Source organism: Pseudomonas sp. BBP2017 (assembly GCF_003024385.1).
Taxonomy (GTDB): domain Bacteria; phylum Pseudomonadota; class Gammaproteobacteria; order Pseudomonadales; family Pseudomonadaceae; genus Aquipseudomonas.
In genome coordinates this window covers 17,978-36,578 of record NZ_PVZN01000022.1, presented here as the reverse complement: position 1 = coordinate 36,578, position 18,601 = coordinate 17,978, and the positions used below count along the sequence as shown (strand labels likewise).

At 60.1% G+C, this 18,601-nt stretch carries 16 protein-coding genes and 1 pseudogene; 10 read left to right on the top strand and 7 right to left on the bottom strand.

Annotated features, from left to right (window positions below; translation table 11 throughout):
* The first annotated feature begins 43 nt into the window (after positions 1-43).
* Positions 44-1,474: an exodeoxyribonuclease I gene (gene sbcB / locus C6382_RS21590; RefSeq protein ID WP_107026355.1), complete on the top strand. Its 1,431-nt coding sequence runs from the start codon at positions 44-46 to the stop codon at positions 1,472-1,474.
* 82 nt (positions 1,475-1,556) lie between these two features.
* Here the strand turns inward: sbcB and mvaT are convergent, their stop codons facing one another.
* On the bottom strand, positions 1,557-1,934 hold the full coding sequence (gene mvaT / locus C6382_RS21585) for a histone-like nucleoid-structuring protein MvaT (protein WP_107026354.1): 378 nt from the start codon (positions 1,932-1,934) through the stop codon (positions 1,557-1,559).
* Between the two features lie 314 nt (positions 1,935-2,248).
* Here mvaT and purU point away from each other — a divergent pair, with 314 nt between their 5' ends.
* Both purU and C6382_RS24185 read left to right on the top strand, forming a co-directional pair.
* Positions 2,249-3,100, top strand: a complete 852-nt coding sequence (gene purU / locus C6382_RS21580) for a formyltetrahydrofolate deformylase (protein WP_107026353.1) — start codon at positions 2,249-2,251, stop codon at positions 3,098-3,100.
* Between the two features lie 26 nt (positions 3,101-3,126).
* Positions 3,127-3,300, top strand: a complete 174-nt coding sequence (locus tag C6382_RS24185) for a hypothetical protein (protein WP_178082818.1) — start codon at positions 3,127-3,129, stop codon at positions 3,298-3,300.
* 83 nt (positions 3,301-3,383) lie between these two features.
* Here the strand turns inward: C6382_RS24185 and C6382_RS21575 are convergent, their stop codons facing one another.
* From C6382_RS21575 to C6382_RS24785, 4 genes and pseudogenes are all read right to left on the bottom strand, one after another.
* Positions 3,384-4,151, bottom strand: a complete 768-nt coding sequence (locus tag C6382_RS21575) for a DUF2334 domain-containing protein (protein ID WP_107026352.1) — start codon at positions 4,149-4,151, stop codon at positions 3,384-3,386.
* The gene (locus C6382_RS21570; RefSeq protein WP_107026351.1) at positions 4,144-5,265 is read right to left on the bottom strand and encodes a glycosyltransferase family 1 protein; all 1,122 of its coding nucleotides are present in this window, start codon (positions 5,263-5,265) and stop codon (positions 4,144-4,146) included. Before C6382_RS21570 ends, C6382_RS21575 begins: the two co-directional genes overlap by 8 nt.
* Before the next feature lie 144 nt (positions 5,266-5,409).
* Entirely contained in the window at positions 5,410-6,174 is a 765-nt protein-coding gene (locus tag C6382_RS24790; protein ID WP_371919649.1) for a methyl-accepting chemotaxis protein, read from the bottom strand.
* Between the two features lie 93 nt (positions 6,175-6,267).
* A pseudogene (locus tag C6382_RS24785) lies at positions 6,268-7,233 on the bottom strand (cache domain-containing protein); the annotation flags it as partial.
* A gap of 226 nt (positions 7,234-7,459) precedes the next feature.
* On the opposite strand from C6382_RS24785, the gene C6382_RS21560 reads away from it, so the two are divergent.
* Entirely contained in the window at positions 7,460-8,938 is a 1,479-nt protein-coding gene (locus C6382_RS21560) for a helicase HerA-like domain-containing protein (protein WP_107026349.1), read from the top strand.
* A 64-nt stretch (positions 8,939-9,002) separates the two neighbouring features.
* Here the strand turns inward: C6382_RS21560 and C6382_RS21555 are convergent, their stop codons facing one another.
* Together C6382_RS21555 and C6382_RS21550 are read right to left on the bottom strand one after the other, a co-directional pair.
* Positions 9,003-10,475 carry an inorganic phosphate transporter gene (locus C6382_RS21555; protein WP_107026348.1) on the bottom strand — a complete coding sequence of 491 codons (1,473 nt, stop codon included), beginning with the start codon at positions 10,473-10,475 and terminating at the stop codon, positions 9,003-9,005.
* Positions 10,476-10,808: 333 nt separating this feature from the next.
* The gene (locus C6382_RS21550) at positions 10,809-11,009 is read right to left on the bottom strand and encodes a hypothetical protein (RefSeq protein WP_107026347.1); all 201 of its coding nucleotides are present in this window, start codon (positions 11,007-11,009) and stop codon (positions 10,809-10,811) included.
* 609 nt (positions 11,010-11,618) lie between these two features.
* Between C6382_RS21550 and pcaR the strand changes: the two genes are divergently transcribed.
* From pcaR to C6382_RS21520, 6 genes are all read left to right on the top strand, one after another.
* Positions 11,619-12,494: a pca regulon transcriptional regulator PcaR gene (pcaR, locus tag C6382_RS21545; protein ID WP_178082817.1), complete on the top strand. Its 876-nt coding sequence runs from the start codon at positions 11,619-11,621 to the stop codon at positions 12,492-12,494.
* A 160-nt stretch (positions 12,495-12,654) separates the two neighbouring features.
* Positions 12,655-14,001: an MFS transporter gene (locus tag C6382_RS21540; RefSeq protein WP_107026345.1), complete on the top strand. Its 1,347-nt coding sequence runs from the start codon at positions 12,655-12,657 to the stop codon at positions 13,999-14,001.
* Between the two features lie 234 nt (positions 14,002-14,235).
* Complete coding sequence (locus C6382_RS21535) at positions 14,236-15,096, top strand: CoA transferase subunit A (protein WP_107026344.1); 861 nt, start codon at positions 14,236-14,238, stop codon at positions 15,094-15,096.
* A complete protein-coding gene (locus tag C6382_RS21530) occupies positions 15,093-15,872 on the top strand; it encodes a CoA-transferase subunit beta (RefSeq protein ID WP_107026343.1) in 780 nt (259 codons plus the stop codon). The genes C6382_RS21535 and C6382_RS21530 overlap by 4 nt, the downstream gene beginning before the upstream one ends.
* On the top strand, positions 15,869-17,074 hold the full coding sequence (gene pcaF, locus C6382_RS21525; RefSeq protein WP_178082819.1) for a 3-oxoadipyl-CoA thiolase: 1,206 nt from the start codon (positions 15,869-15,871) through the stop codon (positions 17,072-17,074). The genes C6382_RS21530 and pcaF overlap by 4 nt, the downstream gene beginning before the upstream one ends.
* A 160-nt stretch (positions 17,075-17,234) precedes the next feature.
* Positions 17,235-18,599: a 3-carboxy-cis,cis-muconate cycloisomerase gene (locus C6382_RS21520; protein WP_107026341.1), complete on the top strand. Its 1,365-nt coding sequence runs from the start codon at positions 17,235-17,237 to the stop codon at positions 18,597-18,599.
* The last annotated feature ends 2 nt before the right edge of the window (positions 18,600-18,601 follow it).

Genomic DNA, 18,601 nt, shown 5'->3' with positions numbered 1-18,601 from the left:
AGTAGCCCTAGACTCTGGTCGATCTTATGTTCAGGACGACCCCGTGAGCACCAGCATTTTCTGGCACGATTACGAAACCACCGGCATCAACCCGCGCAATGACCGGCCCTTGCAGGTAGCGGGCGTGCGCACCGATCTCGACCTCAATGAGATCGAAGCACCGATCAATTTCTACTGCCAACCCAGTGATGACATCCTGCCGCACCCGGCGGCTTGCCTGGTCACCGGCATCACCCCGGCGCAGCTGGCCAGCAAGGGCCTGCTTGAAGCCGAGTTCATGACCCGTGTGCACGCCGAACTCGCCCGCCCGGGCACCTGTGGCGCCGGCTACAACAGCCTGCGTTTTGACGATGAAGTCACCCGCTACAGCCTGTATCGCAACTTCTTCGATCCGTATGCCCGGGAGTGGCAAGGTGGCAACAGTCGCTGGGATTTGATTGACGTAGTGCGCGCCGCTTATGCACTGCGCCCGGATGGCATTGTCTGGCCGCAGCAGGAGGGACGGGTCAGTTTGCGCCTGGAACTGCTGACGGCGGCTAATGGTATCGATCACGGTCAGGCCCATGAGGCCCTCAGTGATGTGCGGGCCACTATTGCGCTTGCACGCTTGATTCGGGAGAAACAGCCAAAGCTGTATGACTGGCTGTTTCAACTACGTAGTAAACACAAAGTGCTGGATCAAATTCGCTTGTTGCAGCCCCTGGTACATATTTCCGGACGCTTTTCGGCGGCGCGCAATTATCTGGGTGTTGTCCTGCCACTTGCCTGGCATCCGCGTAACCGTAATGCCTTGATTGTCTGTGACCTGGGCATGGATCCCCAGCCCTTGCTGCAAGAGCAAGGCGAGTCGTTACGCCAGCGTTTATACATGCGGCGCGAAGACATGCCTGAAGGGCAGTTACCTGTTCCTTTGAAATTGGTGCATATCAATCGTTGCCCGGTGGTTGCTCCGCTCAGTGTATTACGGGCGTATGATCAGCAACGCCTGGGACTGGATATGTCCTTGTTGCAAGCGCGGGCATCAAGCCTGATAGCGGCTCAGGCGATCTGGCAAAATAAATTACACGCCCTCTACAGCGAGGAAGCGTTTGCCCCTTGCGAAGATCCGGAGCAGCAATTGTATGACGGTTTTATCGGTGATCGCGACAGGCGCCTGTGCGAGCAAGTACGCAGTGTCGAGCCTCGACAGTTGGGGCAGGGGCACTGGATGTTTGATGATGAGCGTTTGCCTGAGTTGCTGTTTCGCTATCGCGCCCGTAATTTCATTGAAACCCTGAATGAGCAGGAGTTGCAACGCTGGCAGTTGTTCTGCAAGCAGCGACTGAGCGATCCGCAAATGGGCGCGCCGAATACCGTTGGGGATTTCGAACAGGCGGTGCAGGGCTGCTGGGACCAGGCCGACGCCGCACAGCGAGAATTACTCGGGCAGTGGCAAGCCCATGTCCAGGCGTTGAAATTGCAGTTGGGATTATAAGTGGCGCTAAACGAGGGTCAAAAAAAAACGCCAGCGAGCTGGCGTTTTTTCATCAGTGCAAACGAATTGCAGTGACTGGCAATTAACCCAGCAGGGTTGCCCAGCCTTCAACCACATCGCCACCCCACTTGGCTTTCCACTCTTTCAGGGTTTTGTGGTTGCCGCCTTTGGTTTCGATGACTTCACCGTTGTGCGGGTTCTTGTATTGCTTGACCTTGCGCGCGCGCTTGGTGCCGGTGGTTTTAACCGCGCCACGTGGGGTTTTGCTCGATTTGGCTTCAGGGTCGAGCAGTGCAATGATATCGCGCAGCGACTTCTGATATTCGCCCATCAGGTTGCGCAGTTTGCCTTCGAACTCCAGCTCTTTCTTCAGCTTGTCGTCATTCGACAGGCTGGTCAGGCGAGCCTGCAATTCTTTGATGGCTTCTTCGGTGGCGCGGTATTCGTTAATCAGGGACATTGGGTGATCCTTGGAAATGGGGGGGAATCAGGTAGACAGTGGGGCAATAATAGTCAGAGCTTACTGCCAAGTAAACATTAAACTTGGCAATAAATGCGGGCGTGGTTAAATCGAACCGATAAATTTTATTAAAAAAATTTTACAAACTAAGAGTGGCAGAAAGCGTTAATTGGGCGCCACGCCATGTGTCGCGTAGCGTTGTCCTGTTTTCAGGTACTGCAGATCCGGGTGGCAGGATGTGTGCATTGCCTACTGCAGTTTTTCCGGGCACTCGTTAGAATAAGCGCCTTTGCGAAGTATCTGGAGTCCCTTTCATGCGCACCTACCGGCTGGTGATTGCTTGCCCCGACCGCGTTGGCATCGTCGCCAAAGTCAGTAATTTCCTGGCGTCCCATAACGGCTGGATCAACGAAGCGAGCCATCATTCCGATGAGCAGAGCGGTTGGTTCTTCATGCGTCACGAAATCCGCGCAGATACGCTGCCATTCGGCATTGAGGCTTTGCGCGAAGCGTTCGCACCGATTGCTGAAGAATTTTCCATGGTCTGGCGTATCACCGATACCGACCAGAAAAAACGTGTGGTACTGATGGCCAGCCGAGAGTCTCACTGTCTGGCTGACCTGTTGCACCGCTGGCACGCCAAGGAACTTGATTGCGACATTCCTTGTGTGATTTCCAACCACAACGATCTGCGCAGCATGGTCGAGTGGCATGGCATTCCGTTCTTCCATGTACCGGTCGATCCGCAGGACAAGCAACCGGCGTTTGCCGAAGTTTCGCGCCTGGTCAAGGAACACGGTGCCGACGTCGTGGTGCTGGCGCGTTACATGCAGATCCTGCCACCGCAGCTGTGCCAGGAATACGCCCAGCAGGTGATCAACATTCACCACAGCTTCCTGCCTTCGTTCGTCGGCGCCAAACCTTATCACCAGGCCTCGTTGCGGGGTGTGAAGCTGATCGGTGCGACCTGCCACTATGTAACCGAAGAGCTGGACGCCGGGCCGATCATCGAGCAGGACGTGGTGCGGGTCAGCCACAGTGACAGTATTGAAGACATGGTCCGGTTCGGCCGTGACGTCGAAAAGATGGTGCTGGCGCGTGGCTTGCGCTATCACCTGGAAGACCGTGTGCTGGTGCATGGCAACAAAACCGTGGTCTTCAACTAACCACGCGCAAGGCAGGAGGTTGTAGCATGGCCGATCCCCTCGACAAGGCAACCTCCAAAGCCCCGCGAACCCTCGGAGAAGGCTGCCTGAGCCGTTACGACCCAGAAGCACTGGGCAGTGAGGATGGTACCGATTTCCCTGGTGCCGCCGAACTCTGGAAGCAGTGGCAGCGCCCTTGCGACGTGCCCGAGCCTGATTGAAGCGCGCCAGTAACGGCCCCCCGGAAAGCGCGATATTGCTCAGCAGCATGCCTTCCAGGCTGCGTTTGAGGCTGTGCAGCACGTTATCGCCTGCTGTTCAGCCAGGCGGATTTGGTCAAGGGCACGTGGCCCTGGCGCAGCAGCTGTTGCAAGGTTTGCATCCAGTAGTTGCGAGAAAAATCATGGCGCATATCCACCGGATGCAAGCCCAGGCGTATTACTGGCGTCTGTTGCAGGCGGGCAGCCTGCAGCTCGCAGACGAGCTTTGACAGGCCCCGGCGCCAGGCACTGCGTGCGCTCCAGACCAGGCTGGGGGCAGCGACCGGGGTAAAGTCGGGCAGGCGATAGAAGTGCCGTGGATCGCTGGTGTACTGCAAGGGCAGGGTGCTCAACGCCTGACGGGTGCCTTCGCTCATCAACCAGGCCGGTGCGACGAAGCCCGCCAGCGGCCAGTCGAAGCGCCGAAACGCTGCCATACCCGCCTCCAGGCGCTCTAGCGCGCAGCCTTGATCTAGGCTGCAGAACTCACCTTCCAAGGTGTAGACACGGCGTAGAAAGTAGTCCCGCGCCGAGTGTGGCGGCGGGCTGTCATCGACGTGGTAGTAGCCGTGCAGCACCAACTCGTCGCCACGGCGCAGGCGCTGGTCGAGCATGTGCCGAAAGCCCTTTGCCGAGGCCAGTGGATGCTGCTTGTGGAAGTCCGGTACCACCAGCCAGGTCATGGGAATCTCGCCCAGAGCATCGACTGCCTTGACGAACGGTTGGTAGTCCGGCCAGGTGTGCGGGGCTACGTCATGCAATACCAGCAGCAGACTTTGCCCGTTGCATAGATTGACGCTGGGCTCAGGCATGAGCCCGTACCGGCAGCTCATGGCCAAGCACTGCCCGGTAGTGGGTCAGCAGGCCATTGACTACGCTGTCCCAGGAATAGCGCTGCTCGACATGCCGACGCGCCTGCCAACCGAGCTGCGTAGCCCCTTCTTCGAACACTTCGCGCACGGCCCTGGCCATTGCCGGGCCGTCATTGGGCGGACACAGGCGGCCAAAGCGCTGGTCGAGGATTTCCTCGAAAGCGCCTGCGGCGACGGCAACGACTGGAATCGCACTGGCCATGGCTTCAAGGATGACCAGGCCGAAGGTCTCCTGATCACCCGCATGCACCAGGGCGTCGGCGCTGGCCAGCAGGCGGGCGACTTCGTGGGGCGGGCAGAAGTGATTAATCACCGTGACATTGACCGGTACATAGCCGGGCATGTGCGAGCCCACCAGCAACAGGTGATAGTGCCTGCCCAGGTGTTGCATGCAGTCGAGCAGCACCGGCAGGTTTTTCTCTCGCGAGCCGCGGCCGGCGAACACCAGCAAGTGGGTACTGTCGGCGATGTGCAATTGCCGACGTAGCGCCAGGTCACGGTGCTGCGGATGAAAGGTGGTGAGATCGACGCCAAGACGTTGAACATGCACATTGCCGATACCCAGGCGGCGCAGTTTGTTGGCCATCACCAGGCTTGGCGTCAGGACCCGGTCGAAATTGCCATACAGCTTGCTGACATAGGCCTCGACATTAGGGGTGAACCAGTTGCCCATGCGATTGCTGACCAGCAATGGCAGGTCAGAGTGATAGAAACCGATGACCGGTACATCGCGCTGGCGGCGGGCATCCAGAGCTGCCCAGGCGGTCAGGTAAGGGTCGCCGACTTCGATCAGGTCCGGTTGCAGTTCTTCCAGTACGTTGCGCCAGGGTGCCAGGCGCAACGGAAAGCGATAGCCATTGCCGAACGGCAGGGCGGGTGCCGGCACCTGGTAGATGCCGTTGGCATGCTGGGGGCTGGCACCGGGTATCAACAGGCTGTGGCGGACACCGGGGGTGCGCCCCAGGCGGCGATGTTTGGCATCAAGATAGGTACGCACGCCGCCACTGGCGGGGGCGTAGAACATGGTGATGTCGGCGATGTGCACGATCAGCATCCCTCCGAAATCGACTTGCGAGTGTGTCTTGCGGCTTTGGCTAGTAGCGGATGACGCGCCCTAAGGTTGACCTCTTTAAAGGATAGTTTGTTCGATCGCGTTACGAGGGGAGGGGCAGCGGCGTGCGCCGCTGCCCGCTGTCAGTCAGATGCGGAAGCTGCCGACCAGGTGTTTCAGGCGGCTGGCCTGTTGCTCCAGATCGGCGCAGGCGCGCAGGGTCGATTGCAGATTCTCGACGCCTTCCTGGTTGAGCATGTTGATCTCGTTGATGTCCATGTTGATCGAGTCAACCACGGCGGTCTGCTCCTCGGTAGCGGTGGCTACCGACTGGTTCATGCCGTCGATCTCGCCGATGCGCAGGGTCACGCTGCCCAGGCGCTCACCGGCTTGGTTGGCGATCTCGACGCTGTCCTGGCTGTGGCGCTGACTCTGGCCCATGGTGTCGACAGATTCGCGGGCGCCGACCTGCAGCTCCTCGATCATGTTCTGCACCTGCTGTGCCGACTCCTGGGTACGGTGAGCAAGGTTGCGCACCTCATCGGCGACCACGGCGAAACCGCGCCCGGCTTCACCGGCGCGGGCGGCTTCGATTGCTGCGTTGAGCGCCAGCAGGTTGGTCTGCTGCGAGATGCTGGTGATCACTTCGAGAATCTGGCCGATGTTCACGGTCTTGCTGTTGAGCGTCTCAATGTGCGAGCTGGAGGTGCAGATCAGATCCGACAGACGGTTCATTGCGGCAATGCTGCGATCGACCACTTGCTGGCCTTCTTCGGCCAGATGGCGTGCCGAGCTTGCCTGCTGCGAGGCCTGGGCGGCGTTATGGGCGATCTCCTGAGCAGCGGCGCCGAGCTGATTGATGGCGGCCGCGACGCTGTTGGTGCGGTTGGACTGCTCGTCGGAGTTGACCATCGACGAATTGGACGCGCTCACCACCCGCAATGCCACTTCGTTGACCTGTTCGGTAGCCGAAGACACCTCACGGATCGAAGTATGAATACGTTCGACGAAACGGTTGAACGCGGTGCCGAGGATGCCGAATTCGTCGTGGCTGTGCAGGGTCAGACGCTTGGTCAGGTCACCTTCGCCTTCGGCGATGTCTTCCATGGCCCGGGTCATGGTGTGCAGCGGCTGCAGCAGGATGCGGATCAACACGCCGAGCAGGGCGATGATGATCACCACGGCAACCAGTGTGGCGATCACTGCCGAGGTGCGGAATTTGCTCAGCATCGAGTAAGCCTTGTCCTTGTCGACGGACAGGCCGATGTACCAGTTGGCCGATGGCAGACCCTTGACCGGGGTGAAGCTCAACAGGCGGGTTTCGCCGTTGAGCTGAACTTCGCTCAGTTCTTTGCTCAACCGCGGGGTGTTCTGCGGGAACAGGTCTGACAGCGACTTCATCACCAGGTTGTTGTCAGGGTGTACGAGGATCTTGCCTTGGTCATTGACCAGAAAGGCATAACCCATCCCGCCGAAGTTCAGTGAGTTGACGATGTCGCTCAGGCCGTCCAGAGCCAGATCGCCGCCGACCACACCGATGTTGCGCGCGGCAGTGGTGACGACTGAAATCACCATTTTACCGGTGCTGGCGTCAATATAGGGTTCGGTCAGGATCGGGCCGTTGGCGGCCAGCCCGTCCTTGTACCAGGGGCGAACACGCGGGTCATAGCCGTCGGGCATCTTGGTCTGCGGGCGAATAGTGAAGCCACCATTGATGTCCCCCAGGTAGACCGTCAGAAAGCTTGATATCAGGGCTTGTTGACCCAACAGGGTGCCGGCGTTCTCGGCGTCGGGAAACGCGGCAATATTCTGAGCCGCGTTTTGTACGAGCAGAATGCGTCCATCAAACAGGTTTTTGATATTGGTTGATGTGCTATCGCCCATTTGCGTGAGATAACTTTCCAGATCTTCACGGATCGCATTGCGCTGCAGGAAATCGTTGTACAAAGTGAACAACGTGAAGGCGATCATGACGATCAGAGAAGCGGCCAGAAGTATCTTGTGGCTGAATCGGAGGCTTTTGTTCATAACGTGTCGGTCCGCTAAGGTTTTGTTATCCGGGTCGTTCGCACAAAGAACAGTTTGAAAGCAGTGCAGGTCCCCTTTCCTTGTCGGGCTTTTCCTGTCTTTCTGATGGTCTATCGCTAATGAGATATCGGCCGATTCGAGCCAAAGCTTAAACAGAGGGTGAAAAAACATGCCTGACTCTTCGCAGTTCATTCTCGGTGCCGATCTGGCCGGGCAAGCCGTAACCCAGGCCATGCGCCTGACCAACCGTCATGGCCTGGTTGCGGGGGCTACCGGAACCGGCAAGACCGTAACCCTGCAGCATATGGCAGAAGCATTCAGCGATGCCGGAGTGGCGGTGTTCGCCGCTGACGTCAAAGGCGACCTGTGTGGCCTGGGCGCGGTGGGCAACCCTCAGGGCAAAGTCGCCGAGCGTATCGCCGGAATGTCCTGGCTCGGGCATCGTGCGCACGCGTATCCGGTCAGTCTGTGGGATGTCCATGGGCAATCTGGCCATCCATTGCGCACCACCCTCAGTGAAATGGGTCCGTTATTGCTGGGCAACCTGCTGGAGCTGACCGACAGTCAGCAGGCCGCACTGTATGCCGCGTTCAAAGTGGCCGACCGTGAAGGCCTGCTGCTGCTCGATATCAAGGACCTCAAGGCGCTGTTGGCACACCTCAAGGACAACCCGCAATTGCTCGGAGAAGACAGCGCACTGATGACCACTGGTTCCAGTCAGGCGCTGTTGCGGCGCCTGGCCACCCTGGAGCAGCAGGGCGCCGAGGCGTTGTTCGGTGAGCCGGCGGTGCAACTGGAAGATCTGCTACGTCCGGATGCCGACGGTCGCGGGCGTATCCATCTGCTGGACGCCAGCCGCCTGGTGCACGAGGCACCCAAGGTCTATGCGACCTTCCTGCTGTGGTTGCTGGCCGAGTTGTTCGAGCAGTTGCCCGAGCGTGGCGATGCCGACAAACCGCTGCTGGCATTGTTTTTCGATGAGGCGCATCTGTTGTTCAGCGGCACGCCGAAGGCGTTGCAGGATCGTCTGGAGCAAGTGGTTCGGTTGATTCGCTCCAAGGGGGTCGGGGTGTATTTCGTCACCCAGTCGCCGAGCGATTTGCCGGATGATGTCCTGGCGCAACTGGGTTTGCGTATCCAGCACGGCCTGCGCGCTTTTACGGCCAAGGAACAGAAGTCTTTGAAGGCGGTGGCCGATGGCTTCCGTCCCAATCCTGACATTGACACCCTGAGCGTGTTGACCGAGCTCGGGATTGGCGAAGCGTTGGTCGGTACCCTGCAGGATAAGGGCACGCCAGGCATGGTCCAGCGGGTGTTGATCGCGCCGCCACAATCGCGCATCGGGCCGTTGAGCGACACAGAGCGTGCCGCACTGATTGCCGCCTCACCACTGGCCGGGCGCTACGACAAACCGGTGGATCGCGAGTCGGCCTACGAAATGCTCAATGCCCGCAAAGGCGGGGTCGCGCAGCCTGAGCAGGCGCCCGCAACTGCCGAGCAAAGCTTTGCTGACCAGGCTGGTGAATTCCTCCAGAGCGCTGCGGGGCAGGCGATCAAGTCGGCGGTACGGCAGGCCGCCAACCAGTTCGGACGCCAGTTGGTGCGCGGCCTGATGGGCTCGTTGCTCGGTGGTAGCAAGCGTCGGTAACTGACGGCTCCCACAGTATGCTACAAAAAAGGCGCCGAAGGCGCCTTTTTCAATGCAGCAGGGATCAACCGATGAACTGGGTCGCCAGCCAGAACAACCCGGCCGACAGGCCCACGGTTGCCGGCAGGGTCAGGACCCAGGCCATCAGGATGGTCTTGACGGTACCGCCTTGCAGGCCGCTCTTGTTCGCCACCATCGTGCCGGCCACACCCGACGACAGCACGTGGGTAGTCGATACCGGCAGGCTGAAGATGTTGGCCATGCCGATGGCGCAGGCTGCGGTGATCTGTGCCGACATGCCTTGGGCATAGGTCATACCCTGCTTGCCGATTTTCTCACCGATGGTCAGTACCACACGCTTCCAGCCCACCATGGTACCCAGACCCAATGCCAGGGCAACCGCGAGGATCACCCAGAACGGGGCGTACTCGGTGGTGGCAGTCAGGTCTTTGCGCAGTTTGTCCAGGTCAGCCTTCTCGCGGGGCTGCAGGCCCGGCAGCTTGCCGACTTTCTTGGCAGTGTCATCCAGGCAAAGCAGATAACGACGCACTTCGATGCGTTTTTCCGGGGTCAGCGAGCGGTACTCGGTTACACCCTTGAGAGAGTCGAGCAAGGCATTGATGGTCGGCTCGGTCTGCTGCGGGTTGCAGCTGAATTGCTCCGGAAGGTCGCCATTTTTGGCTTTGCCCAGGGCCAGGAACTCACCCAGTGTTGCTTGGTTGCGCTGGTAGAACTGGCTCAGGTGCAGGGTGGCGTCGCGGGTCCGCTCGATCTGGTAGGTGGTGCTGTTCAGGTCGAGTACGAACTGCGCCGGGACGATACCGATCAACACCAGCATGATCAGGCCGATACCTTTCTGGCCATCGTTGGAGCCGTGCACGAAGCTCACGCCCATTGCCGAAATCACCAGTACCAGGCGGTTCCAGAACGGCGGGTGCTTCTTGTCGTCGAGCTTGCGGCGCTGCTCAGGCGTCTTGTGCATCTTCGACAGCGGGCGCCACCATTTCAGGCCCAGCAGCACCAGTGCCGCTACAGCAAAGCCAGCCATGGGCGAGAGCACCAGGGACATGGCGATGTCGATCGCCTTCTGCCAGTTGACCCCTTCACCCAGCGGGATATCGCTGATCAGGGCGTTGGCCAGGCCAACGCCGAGGATTGAGCCGATCAGGGTGTGGGAGCTGGAGGCCGGAATACCGAAGTACCAGGTGCCCAGGTTCCAGGCAATGGCGGCGGCGAGCAAGGAGAAGACCATGGCCAATCCATGACCGGTGTTCACATTGATCAGCAGCTCCACCGGCAACAGGTGAACGATGGCATAGGCCACCCCGACACCACCGAGCAGCACACCAAGGAAGTTGAATACCCCGGAGAAGAACACCGCCAGGTGCGGGGGCATGGCTTTGGTATAAATGACTGTAGCAACCGCGTTAGCGGTGTCATGAAAGCCATTGATGAACTCGAAGGCGAGTACGAAGGTCAAAGCGAGCAACAGGCTCACCAGTACCCAGGCATCAAGTCCGCTGAATAAATCGATCATGAAGGTTTTCTGACCCGGTCATAAGGGGGCGCGATTATGCCAGAAATCCCTGCTAATCGATGCACCTGCTGCTGACCGGTTCCGGCTGGCGAGGCGCTTTCCCGAGGTGCTATGTGCCGGGAACGATTGAGTAAATGTCGGCTAAAATCGCTAAAAATCGAGAAAATATAAGGGTTTACAGTAAGCGGTAGCTCACATTAAAAATTCAAACGTTTGTATGAAATTTGTCAGAAACCGTTACGACATACGCTGGGGGCTGTAACGATCAGCCCCGCGGACTTTTCTCAAGTACCAGTCGTCCGACCGGGCCCAGGCTGGCGCCATGGGTGATGCTCAGGTCTCATCGGTCTTGAGTTCTTTCTCGATCTTTTGCAGTTCCTGGGCGAATGCCTGGTCAAGAATGCTGGCGCGTTTGCGCCAGGGCTTGCGCTCTGGATCGGGTTGTGCGGCGTAGGTGGTGACTTCCCCGCCATAAACTTCCTTGTAACGTTGTTCCTGACGCTCAAGTTCCGCGCGCAGTTCGTCTTTCGTCACAGTGCTACCTGTTGGTTGTGAATAAACTCTGGCGTTAACGCGTGAGGGCTGCGCAATCGCGCAACGTGCACGTGGCTACGCTGCCAGAGCGTAATTACTGTCGTAGCAACAGTAAATTCTGATTAGGCAAGTCGATACGAACAACGGGGTGTTCAATCTTGTGTCACTTGCTTCAGGCCCGCGCCCTACGACTTCTGGCAAGTGAGGATTGGATCCTGCAAAGGCCAGCTGGGTAGCGGCAACGGAACTTGATTATAGCAAGCAAGTTTCATCAGCGTACCACTCTGTTGTTTCTCTAGTGACAACAAAGATGGGCTTTTGTTACCGGCTTGTTAAGTTTGCTTGGCGTTTCGCTTAAGCACATGCTCAAGACGAAAAGTTCTTCAGCAATTGGAGCTGTTGTTGATCAGGCAAGGGGGAAGAAAAAAACGGCCTCGCTTCGTGGGCAAGGCCGTGCCTGGGACTTCTACGGTGGGTACCTGACCAGTCTCTCCAAGAAGCCACATGGTGGCGGTAGGAAAGGTATAAGCAATTGAGGGTAGCGGTCAATTGCGATTATCGGTCGTTGGTTCGATAATCGCCCCAGTGACCGTGTTGCCGAGGTGAACCATGACAGAAGAAACAACGCCCAAAGGGCCCGGATTGAACGATCAGGTGCGCAGTTCGTTTGCGTCGTTGGCACCGCCCATCGTCGCTTCACCGGCCAGGCGTATCCAGGCCTTCACCGGTGATCCCGACTTCATGACTTCGCTGGCCCGCGGCCTGGCGGTGGTCCAGGCGTTCCAGGAGCGCAAGCGTCACCTGACCATCGCGCAGATCAGCCATCGCACGGAAATTCCCCGGGCTGCGGTGCGCCGTTGTCTGCATACCCTGATCAAGCTGGGTTACGCCACCACCGACGGGCGTACCTATTCACTGTTGCCCAAGGTGCTGACACTTGGCCATGCCTACCTGTCGTCCACACCGCTGGCAGTGTCGGCCCAGCCATACCTGGACCGCATGAGCGATCAGTTGCACGAGGCCTGCAACATGGCCACCCTCGAAGGCGATGACATCCTTTATATAGCCCGCTCAGCCACGGTGCAGCGCCTGATCTCGGTTGACCTCTCGGTAGGCGGCCGGCTGCCGGCCTATTGCACCTCCATGGGCAGGATCCTCCTGGCGGCGCTCGACGACGCGACCTTGCACGAGTACCTGGAGCATGCCGACCTGCAAGCCAAGACCAGTCGGACCATCCACGACCCGGTGGCGTTGCTCGAATGCCTGCAACAGGTTCGCGAGCAGGGCTGGTGTGTGGTCGATCAGGAGCTGGAGCAGGGCCTGCGCTCGATTGCCGTGCCGGTCTACGATGCTTCCGGCCAGGTGCTGGCTGCCCTGAACGTCAGTACCCATGCCGGTCGGGTCAGCCGCACCGAGCTTGAGCAACGCTTCTTGCCGATCATGCTCGCTGCCAGCCGTGACCTCAGTGCCCAGCTGTTTGCCTGAGCCTGCACGTTCCTGTTCGATAAACGCACAGTGTTGCGTTTATCGAATTGCGCAGTTTTCGACCTGTTATTAATGTCCTTCGCACCGATCGATCTGCGCTGATCGATTGTGTTGCTCACGCGCGCCCCGCACATAAGCGCGCTCTTACTGGATAAAAATAATGAACAGTCCGCAAGCTGCTGTCGGGAACTGCCTTGATGTGCAGTCCTTTATCAATGCCCAACCGCTGTCGCGCTATCAATGGCGCGTAGTGATCCTGTGTTTCCTGATTGTCTTTCTTGATGGCCTGGATACCGCTGCCATGGGCTTTATTGCCCCGGCGCTGTCCCAGGACTGGGGGATCGATCGCGCCAGCCTCGGCCCGGTAATGAGCGCGGCGCTGATCGGTATGGTCTTCGGTGCCCTGGGTTCAGGACCGTTGGCCGACCGTTTCGGGCGCAAGGTGGTACTGGTGGGGGCTGTGGTGGTGTTTGGCGCTTTCAGCCTGGCTTCGGCCTACAGCACCAACGTCGATCAGTTACTGGTCCTGCGCTTTCTGACCGGCCTGGGTCTTGGCGCCGGCATGCCCAACGCCACCACGCTGCTCTCTGAGTACACCCCGGAGCGGCTTAAGTCGTTGCTGGTCACCAGCATGTTCTGTGGCTTCAACCTGGGTATGGCTGGTGGTGGCTTTATCTCGGCCAAACTGATCCCGGCGTTCGGCTGGCACAGCCTGCTGTTGATCGGGGGCGTTTTGCCGCTGGTACTGGCCGTGGTGTTGCTGTTGTGGTTGCCAGAGTCGGCGCGCTTTCTGGTGGTGCGCAATCGCGGCACAGACAAAGTGCGCCAGACCCTGGCGCCGATCGAGCCGGCCATTGTCGGCCAGGCCTCAAGTTTCAGCGTGCCGGAGCAAAAGACGGTGAAGGCGCGCAATGTCTTTGCGGTGATCTTTTCCGGCACCTACAGCGTTGGCACCTTGTTGCTGTGGCTGACCTATTTTATGGGCTTGGTGATTGTCTATCTGCTGACCAGCTGGCTGCCGACCCTGATGCGCGACAGTGGCGCCAGCATGGAGCAGGCCGCCTTTATCGGTGCCTTGTTCCAGTTTGGCGGAGTACTCAGCGCAGTGGTGGTGGGTTGGGCCATGGACCGCTATAACCCGCACAAGGTGATCGGCACCTTCTATCTGCTGGCCGGGGTATTTGCCTACGCGGTGGGTCAGAGCCTGGGCAACATTACCGTGCTGGCGACCCTGGTACTGATTGCCGGTATGTGCGTCAACGGTGCGCAGTCGGCCATGCCTTCTCTGGCCGCGCGTTTCTACCCGACTCAGGGCCGCGCCACGGGCGTGTCGTGGATGCTTGGTATTGGCCGCTTTGGCGCCATTCTCGGGGCCTGGATGGGCGCCACCCTGTTGGGCCTGGGCTGGAGCTTCGAGCAGGTGCTGACGGCGCTGGTGATCCCGGCCGGGTTGGCTACGGTGGCGGTGGTGATCAAGGGTATGGTTAGCCACGCAGACGCAACCTGAGTGATTTATCGCGGGGCAAGCCCGTTCCCACAGGGTCAGAGGTGATCTTGTGGGAGCGGGCTTGCCCCGCGATCGTTTCACGCCATTAGCATGACAACAATCGGTTCGATAATCGAACAGATAGTCGATTATCGGATTGTACCGCCCTCTGCCCCGCCTTAATCTGAAGTCCTACCGGCGCTACCCAAGGCGCTATGCACACCGACCTCGACTCAGCATATCCAGGAGTCTGCAATGGCTGAAATCCTCTCGCTCCACGATGCCGTGAAGCAGTTCGTCCACGACGGTGACAGCGTCGCCCTCGAAGGCTTCACGCACTTGATTCCGACTGCCGCCGGTCATGAAATCATTCGTCAGGGCAAGAAAGAGCTGACCCTGGTACGTATGACTCCAGACCTGATCTACGATCAACTGATTGGCTCCGGTTGTGCCCGCAAACTGATTTTCTCCTGGGGCGGTAACCCGGGTGTGGGATCGCTGCACCGTCTGCGCGATGCCGTGGAGAAGCAATGGCCGCAGGCCATGGAGATCGAAGAGCACAGTCACGCCGACCTGGCCAACGCCTATGTTGCCGGTGCCTCGGGCCTGCCTTTCGCGGTGTTGCGCGCCTACGCCGGTTCCGATTTGCCCAAGGTCAACCCGCTGATCAAGAGCGTGACGTGCCCGTTCACCGGTGAAGTGCTGGCCGCCGTGCCGTCTGTACGCCCGGATGTGACCGTGATTCACGCGCAGAAAGCCGACCGCAAGGGCAACGTGCTGCTCTGGGGCATTCTCGGCGTGCAGAAAGAAGCAGCCCTGGCGGCCAAGCGTTGCATCGTCACCGTCGAAGAAATCGTCGACGACCTCAATGCCCCGATGAACGCCTGTGTGTTGCCGACCTGGGCACTGTCGGCGGTGTGCCTGGTTCCCGGCGGTGCGCACCCGTCCTACGCCCATGGTTACTACGAGCGTGACAACCGTTTCTACCAGGCCTGGGATCCGATTGCCCGCAATCGTGAAGCCTTCAGTGCCTGGATCGACGAATACATTCGCGGCACCGCCGACTTCAATGAATTCAAGGCAAAACTGGCCAGCGCTTCGGAGGCTGCACAATGAGCTACTCCACCAATGAAATGATGACCGTCGCCGCAGCCCGTCGTCTGCGCAACGGTGCAGTGTGCTTCGTCGGCATCGGCCTGCCTTCCAAGGCCGCCAACCTGGCACGCCTGACCTCTTCACCCGACGTGGTGCTGATCTATGAATCCGGCCCTATCGGCGCCAAACCAAGCGTGTTGCCGCTGTCGATCGGTGACGGCGAGCTGGCTGAAACCGCTGACACCGTGGTGCCGACCGGCGAAATTTTCCGCTACTGGCTGCAAGGCGGGCGTATCGACGTCGGCTTCCTCGGCGCCGCCCAGGTTGACCGTTTCGGCAACATCAACACCACGGTGGTCGGTGACTACCATCAACCGAAAGTGCGCCTGCCCGGTGCCGGTGGCGCCCCGGAAATTGCCGGCTCCGCCAAGCAGGTGCTGATCATCCTCAAGCAGTCGAACCGCGCCTTCGTCGACAAACTCGACTTCATCACCTCGGTCGGCCACGGCGAGGGTGGTGATTCGCGCAAACGCCTGGGGCTGCCGGGTGAAGGGCCGGTGGGGATCATCACCGACCTGTGCATCATGGAGCCGGAAGACGGCACCCACGAGTTCGTCGTCACTTCGATCCACCCAGGCGTGACCCGTGAGCAGATCATTGCTGCCACTGGCTGGGCCATTCGCTTTGCCGACAGCGTGCAAACCACTGCCGAGCCAAGCGAAGTCGAGCTCAGTGCTCTGCGTGACCTCGAAGCGCGCACCGCCGCGGCCCACGGCCAAGCGCCAGGAGAAGCCTGATGCGTGATGTATTTATCTGCGATGCCATTCGCACCCCGATTGGCCGTTTCGGCGGCGCCCTGGCCGGTGTGCGTGCCGATGACCTGGCGGCAGTGCCGATCAAGGCACTGATCGAGCGCAACCCACAGGTGCAGTGGGATCAACTGGACGAAGTATTCCTCGGCTGCGCCAACCAGGCCGGCGAAGACAACCGCAACGTTGCGCGCATGGCGCTGCTGTTGGCAGGGCTGCCGGACAGCGTGCCCGGGGTGACCCTCAACCGCCTCTGTGCTTCGGGCATGGATGCTGTCGGCACCGCCTTTCGCGCCATCGCCAGTGGCGAGATGGAGCTGGCGATTGCCGGTGGCGTCGAGTCGATGTCGCGTGCTCCGTTCGTCATGGGCAAGGCCGACAACGCCTATTCGCGCAACATGAAACTGGAAGACACCACCATTGGCTGGCGCTTCATCAACCCGTTGATGAAAGCCCAGTACGGCGTCGATGCCATGCCGCAGACCGCCGACAACGTCGCCGACGATTACCAGGTCTCGCGTGCCGATCAGGACGCTTTCGCCCTGCGTAGCCAGCAACGTACTGCAGCGGCCCAAGCTGCAGGTTTCTTTGCTGAAGAGATCGTGCCGGTGCGCATCGCCCACAAAAAAGGCGAAACCATCGTCGAGCACGACGAGCACCCTCGCGCCGATACCACCCTGGAGGCCCTGACGCGTCTGAAGCCGGTCAACGGCCCGGACAAGACGGTCACCGCAGGCAATGCCTCGGGCGTCAACGATGGTGCCGCAGCTCTGATCCTGGCCTCGGCTGAAGCGGTGAAAAAACACGGTCTGACGCCACGCGCGCGGGTGCTGGGCATGGCCAGCGCGGGCGTCGCGCCACGGGTCATGGGCATCGGTCCGGTACCAGCGGTGCGTAAACTGACCGAGCGTTTGGGTGTGGCGGTGAGTGATTTCGATGTCATCGAACTCAATGAAGCCTTCGCCAGCCAGGGCCTGGCGGTGTTGCGCGAGCTGGGCCTGGCCGACGATGCGCCGCAGGTCAATCCCAATGGTGGCGCCATCGCGCTTGGCCATCCGCTGGGTATGAGCGGTGCGCGGTTGGTCCTCACCGCCTTGCATCAGCTGGAGAAGTCTGGCGGTCGCAAGGGCCTGGCAACCATGTGCGTTGGGGTAGGGCAGGGCCTGGCCCTGGCCATCGAGCGGGTGTAAAGCAATAGCCCCGGACGGATGGCTCCCACGCAGAGCCCTACGTTCGGGGTGATTGTTTTGTGCGGCGAGCGTGTTAAAGCTTGCGTCTAGACTCCATAGAGCCTCCAATTTGCTGTTGCTTACCTGCACCACGATCATTGACCTGTTGAAGGACGTGTAGATGAACCCGCGACCGGGCAATCAGCTGTTCGATGCCTACTTCACTGCACCCGCCATGCGCGAGGTGTTTTCCGACCGTGGCCGGGTGCAGGGCATGCTTGATTTCGAAGCGGCCCTGGCGCGGGCCGAAGCCGCCGTGGGCGTGATTCCGCAGGTAGTGGTGGCGCCCATCGTGGCCGCCTGCCAGGCCGAACGCTACGACTTTGCCGCGCTGGCTGAAGCTATCGGTATTGCTGGCAACTCGGCTATTCCACTGGTCAAGGCGCTGGGCAAGGTGATCGCCAGTGGCGTGCCCGAAGCCGAGCGTTATGTCCACCTGGGCGCCACCAGCCAGGATGCGATGGACACCGGGCTGGTCCTGCAACTGCGTGCAGCGCTGAGCCTGATCGAACTCGACCTGCAACGTCTGAGCGAATCACTGGCGCATCAGGCCGAGGCCCATGCCGACACGCCGTTGGCCGGGCGCACCTGGCTGCAACATGCAACCCCGGTCACCCTGGGCATGAAGATCGCTGGCTGGCTGGGTGCTTTGACCCGTCACCGTCAGCGCCTGCAGGAACTCAAACCACGCCTGCTGACCCTGCAGTTCGGCGGTGCCTCCGGGACGCTGGCGGCGCTCGGTGAGCAAGCCCTGCCGGTGGCTGAAGCGCTGGCAGGGCAATTGAATCTGCAGTTACCAGAGCAGCCTTGGCACACCCAGCGCGACCGCCTGGTGGAATTCGCCGCAACGCTTGGCCTGGTCGCTGGCAGCCTCGGCAAGATCGGGCGTGATATCAGCCTGCTGATGCAGACCGAAGCGGCGGAAGTATTCGAACCCGCAGCGCCGGGTAAAGGTGGCTCATCGACGATGCCGCACAAACGCAACCCGGTGGGCGCCGCAGCGCTGATCGGGGCGGCGACGCGGGTGCCGGGGCTGGTGTCGACGCTCTTTGCAGCGATGCCGCAAGAGCATGAGCGCAGCTTGGGTCTGTGGCATGCCGAATGGGAGACCCTGCCGGAAATCTGCTGCCTGGTTTCCGGTGCGTTACGCCAGGCGCAGATCATCGCCGATGGCCTGCAGGTCGATGCCGTGCGTATGCGCGATAACCTCGATCTGACCCAGGGCCTGGTGCTGGCGGAGGCGGTCAGCATTGTCCTGGCCCAACGCCTGGGCCGCGATACCGCGCATCATTTGCTGGAAACCTGCTGCAAGCGTGCAGTAGCCGAACAACGCCACCTGCGCGCCGTGCTCGGCGACGATCCACAGGTGAGCGCTGAACTGTCGGCAGACGAACTCGATCGTTTGCTTGATCCGGCCCACTACCTCGGTCAGGCCCGCGTCTGGGTCGAGCGGGCGCTGGCCGAACATCATCGTTTCAATGCCTGAAG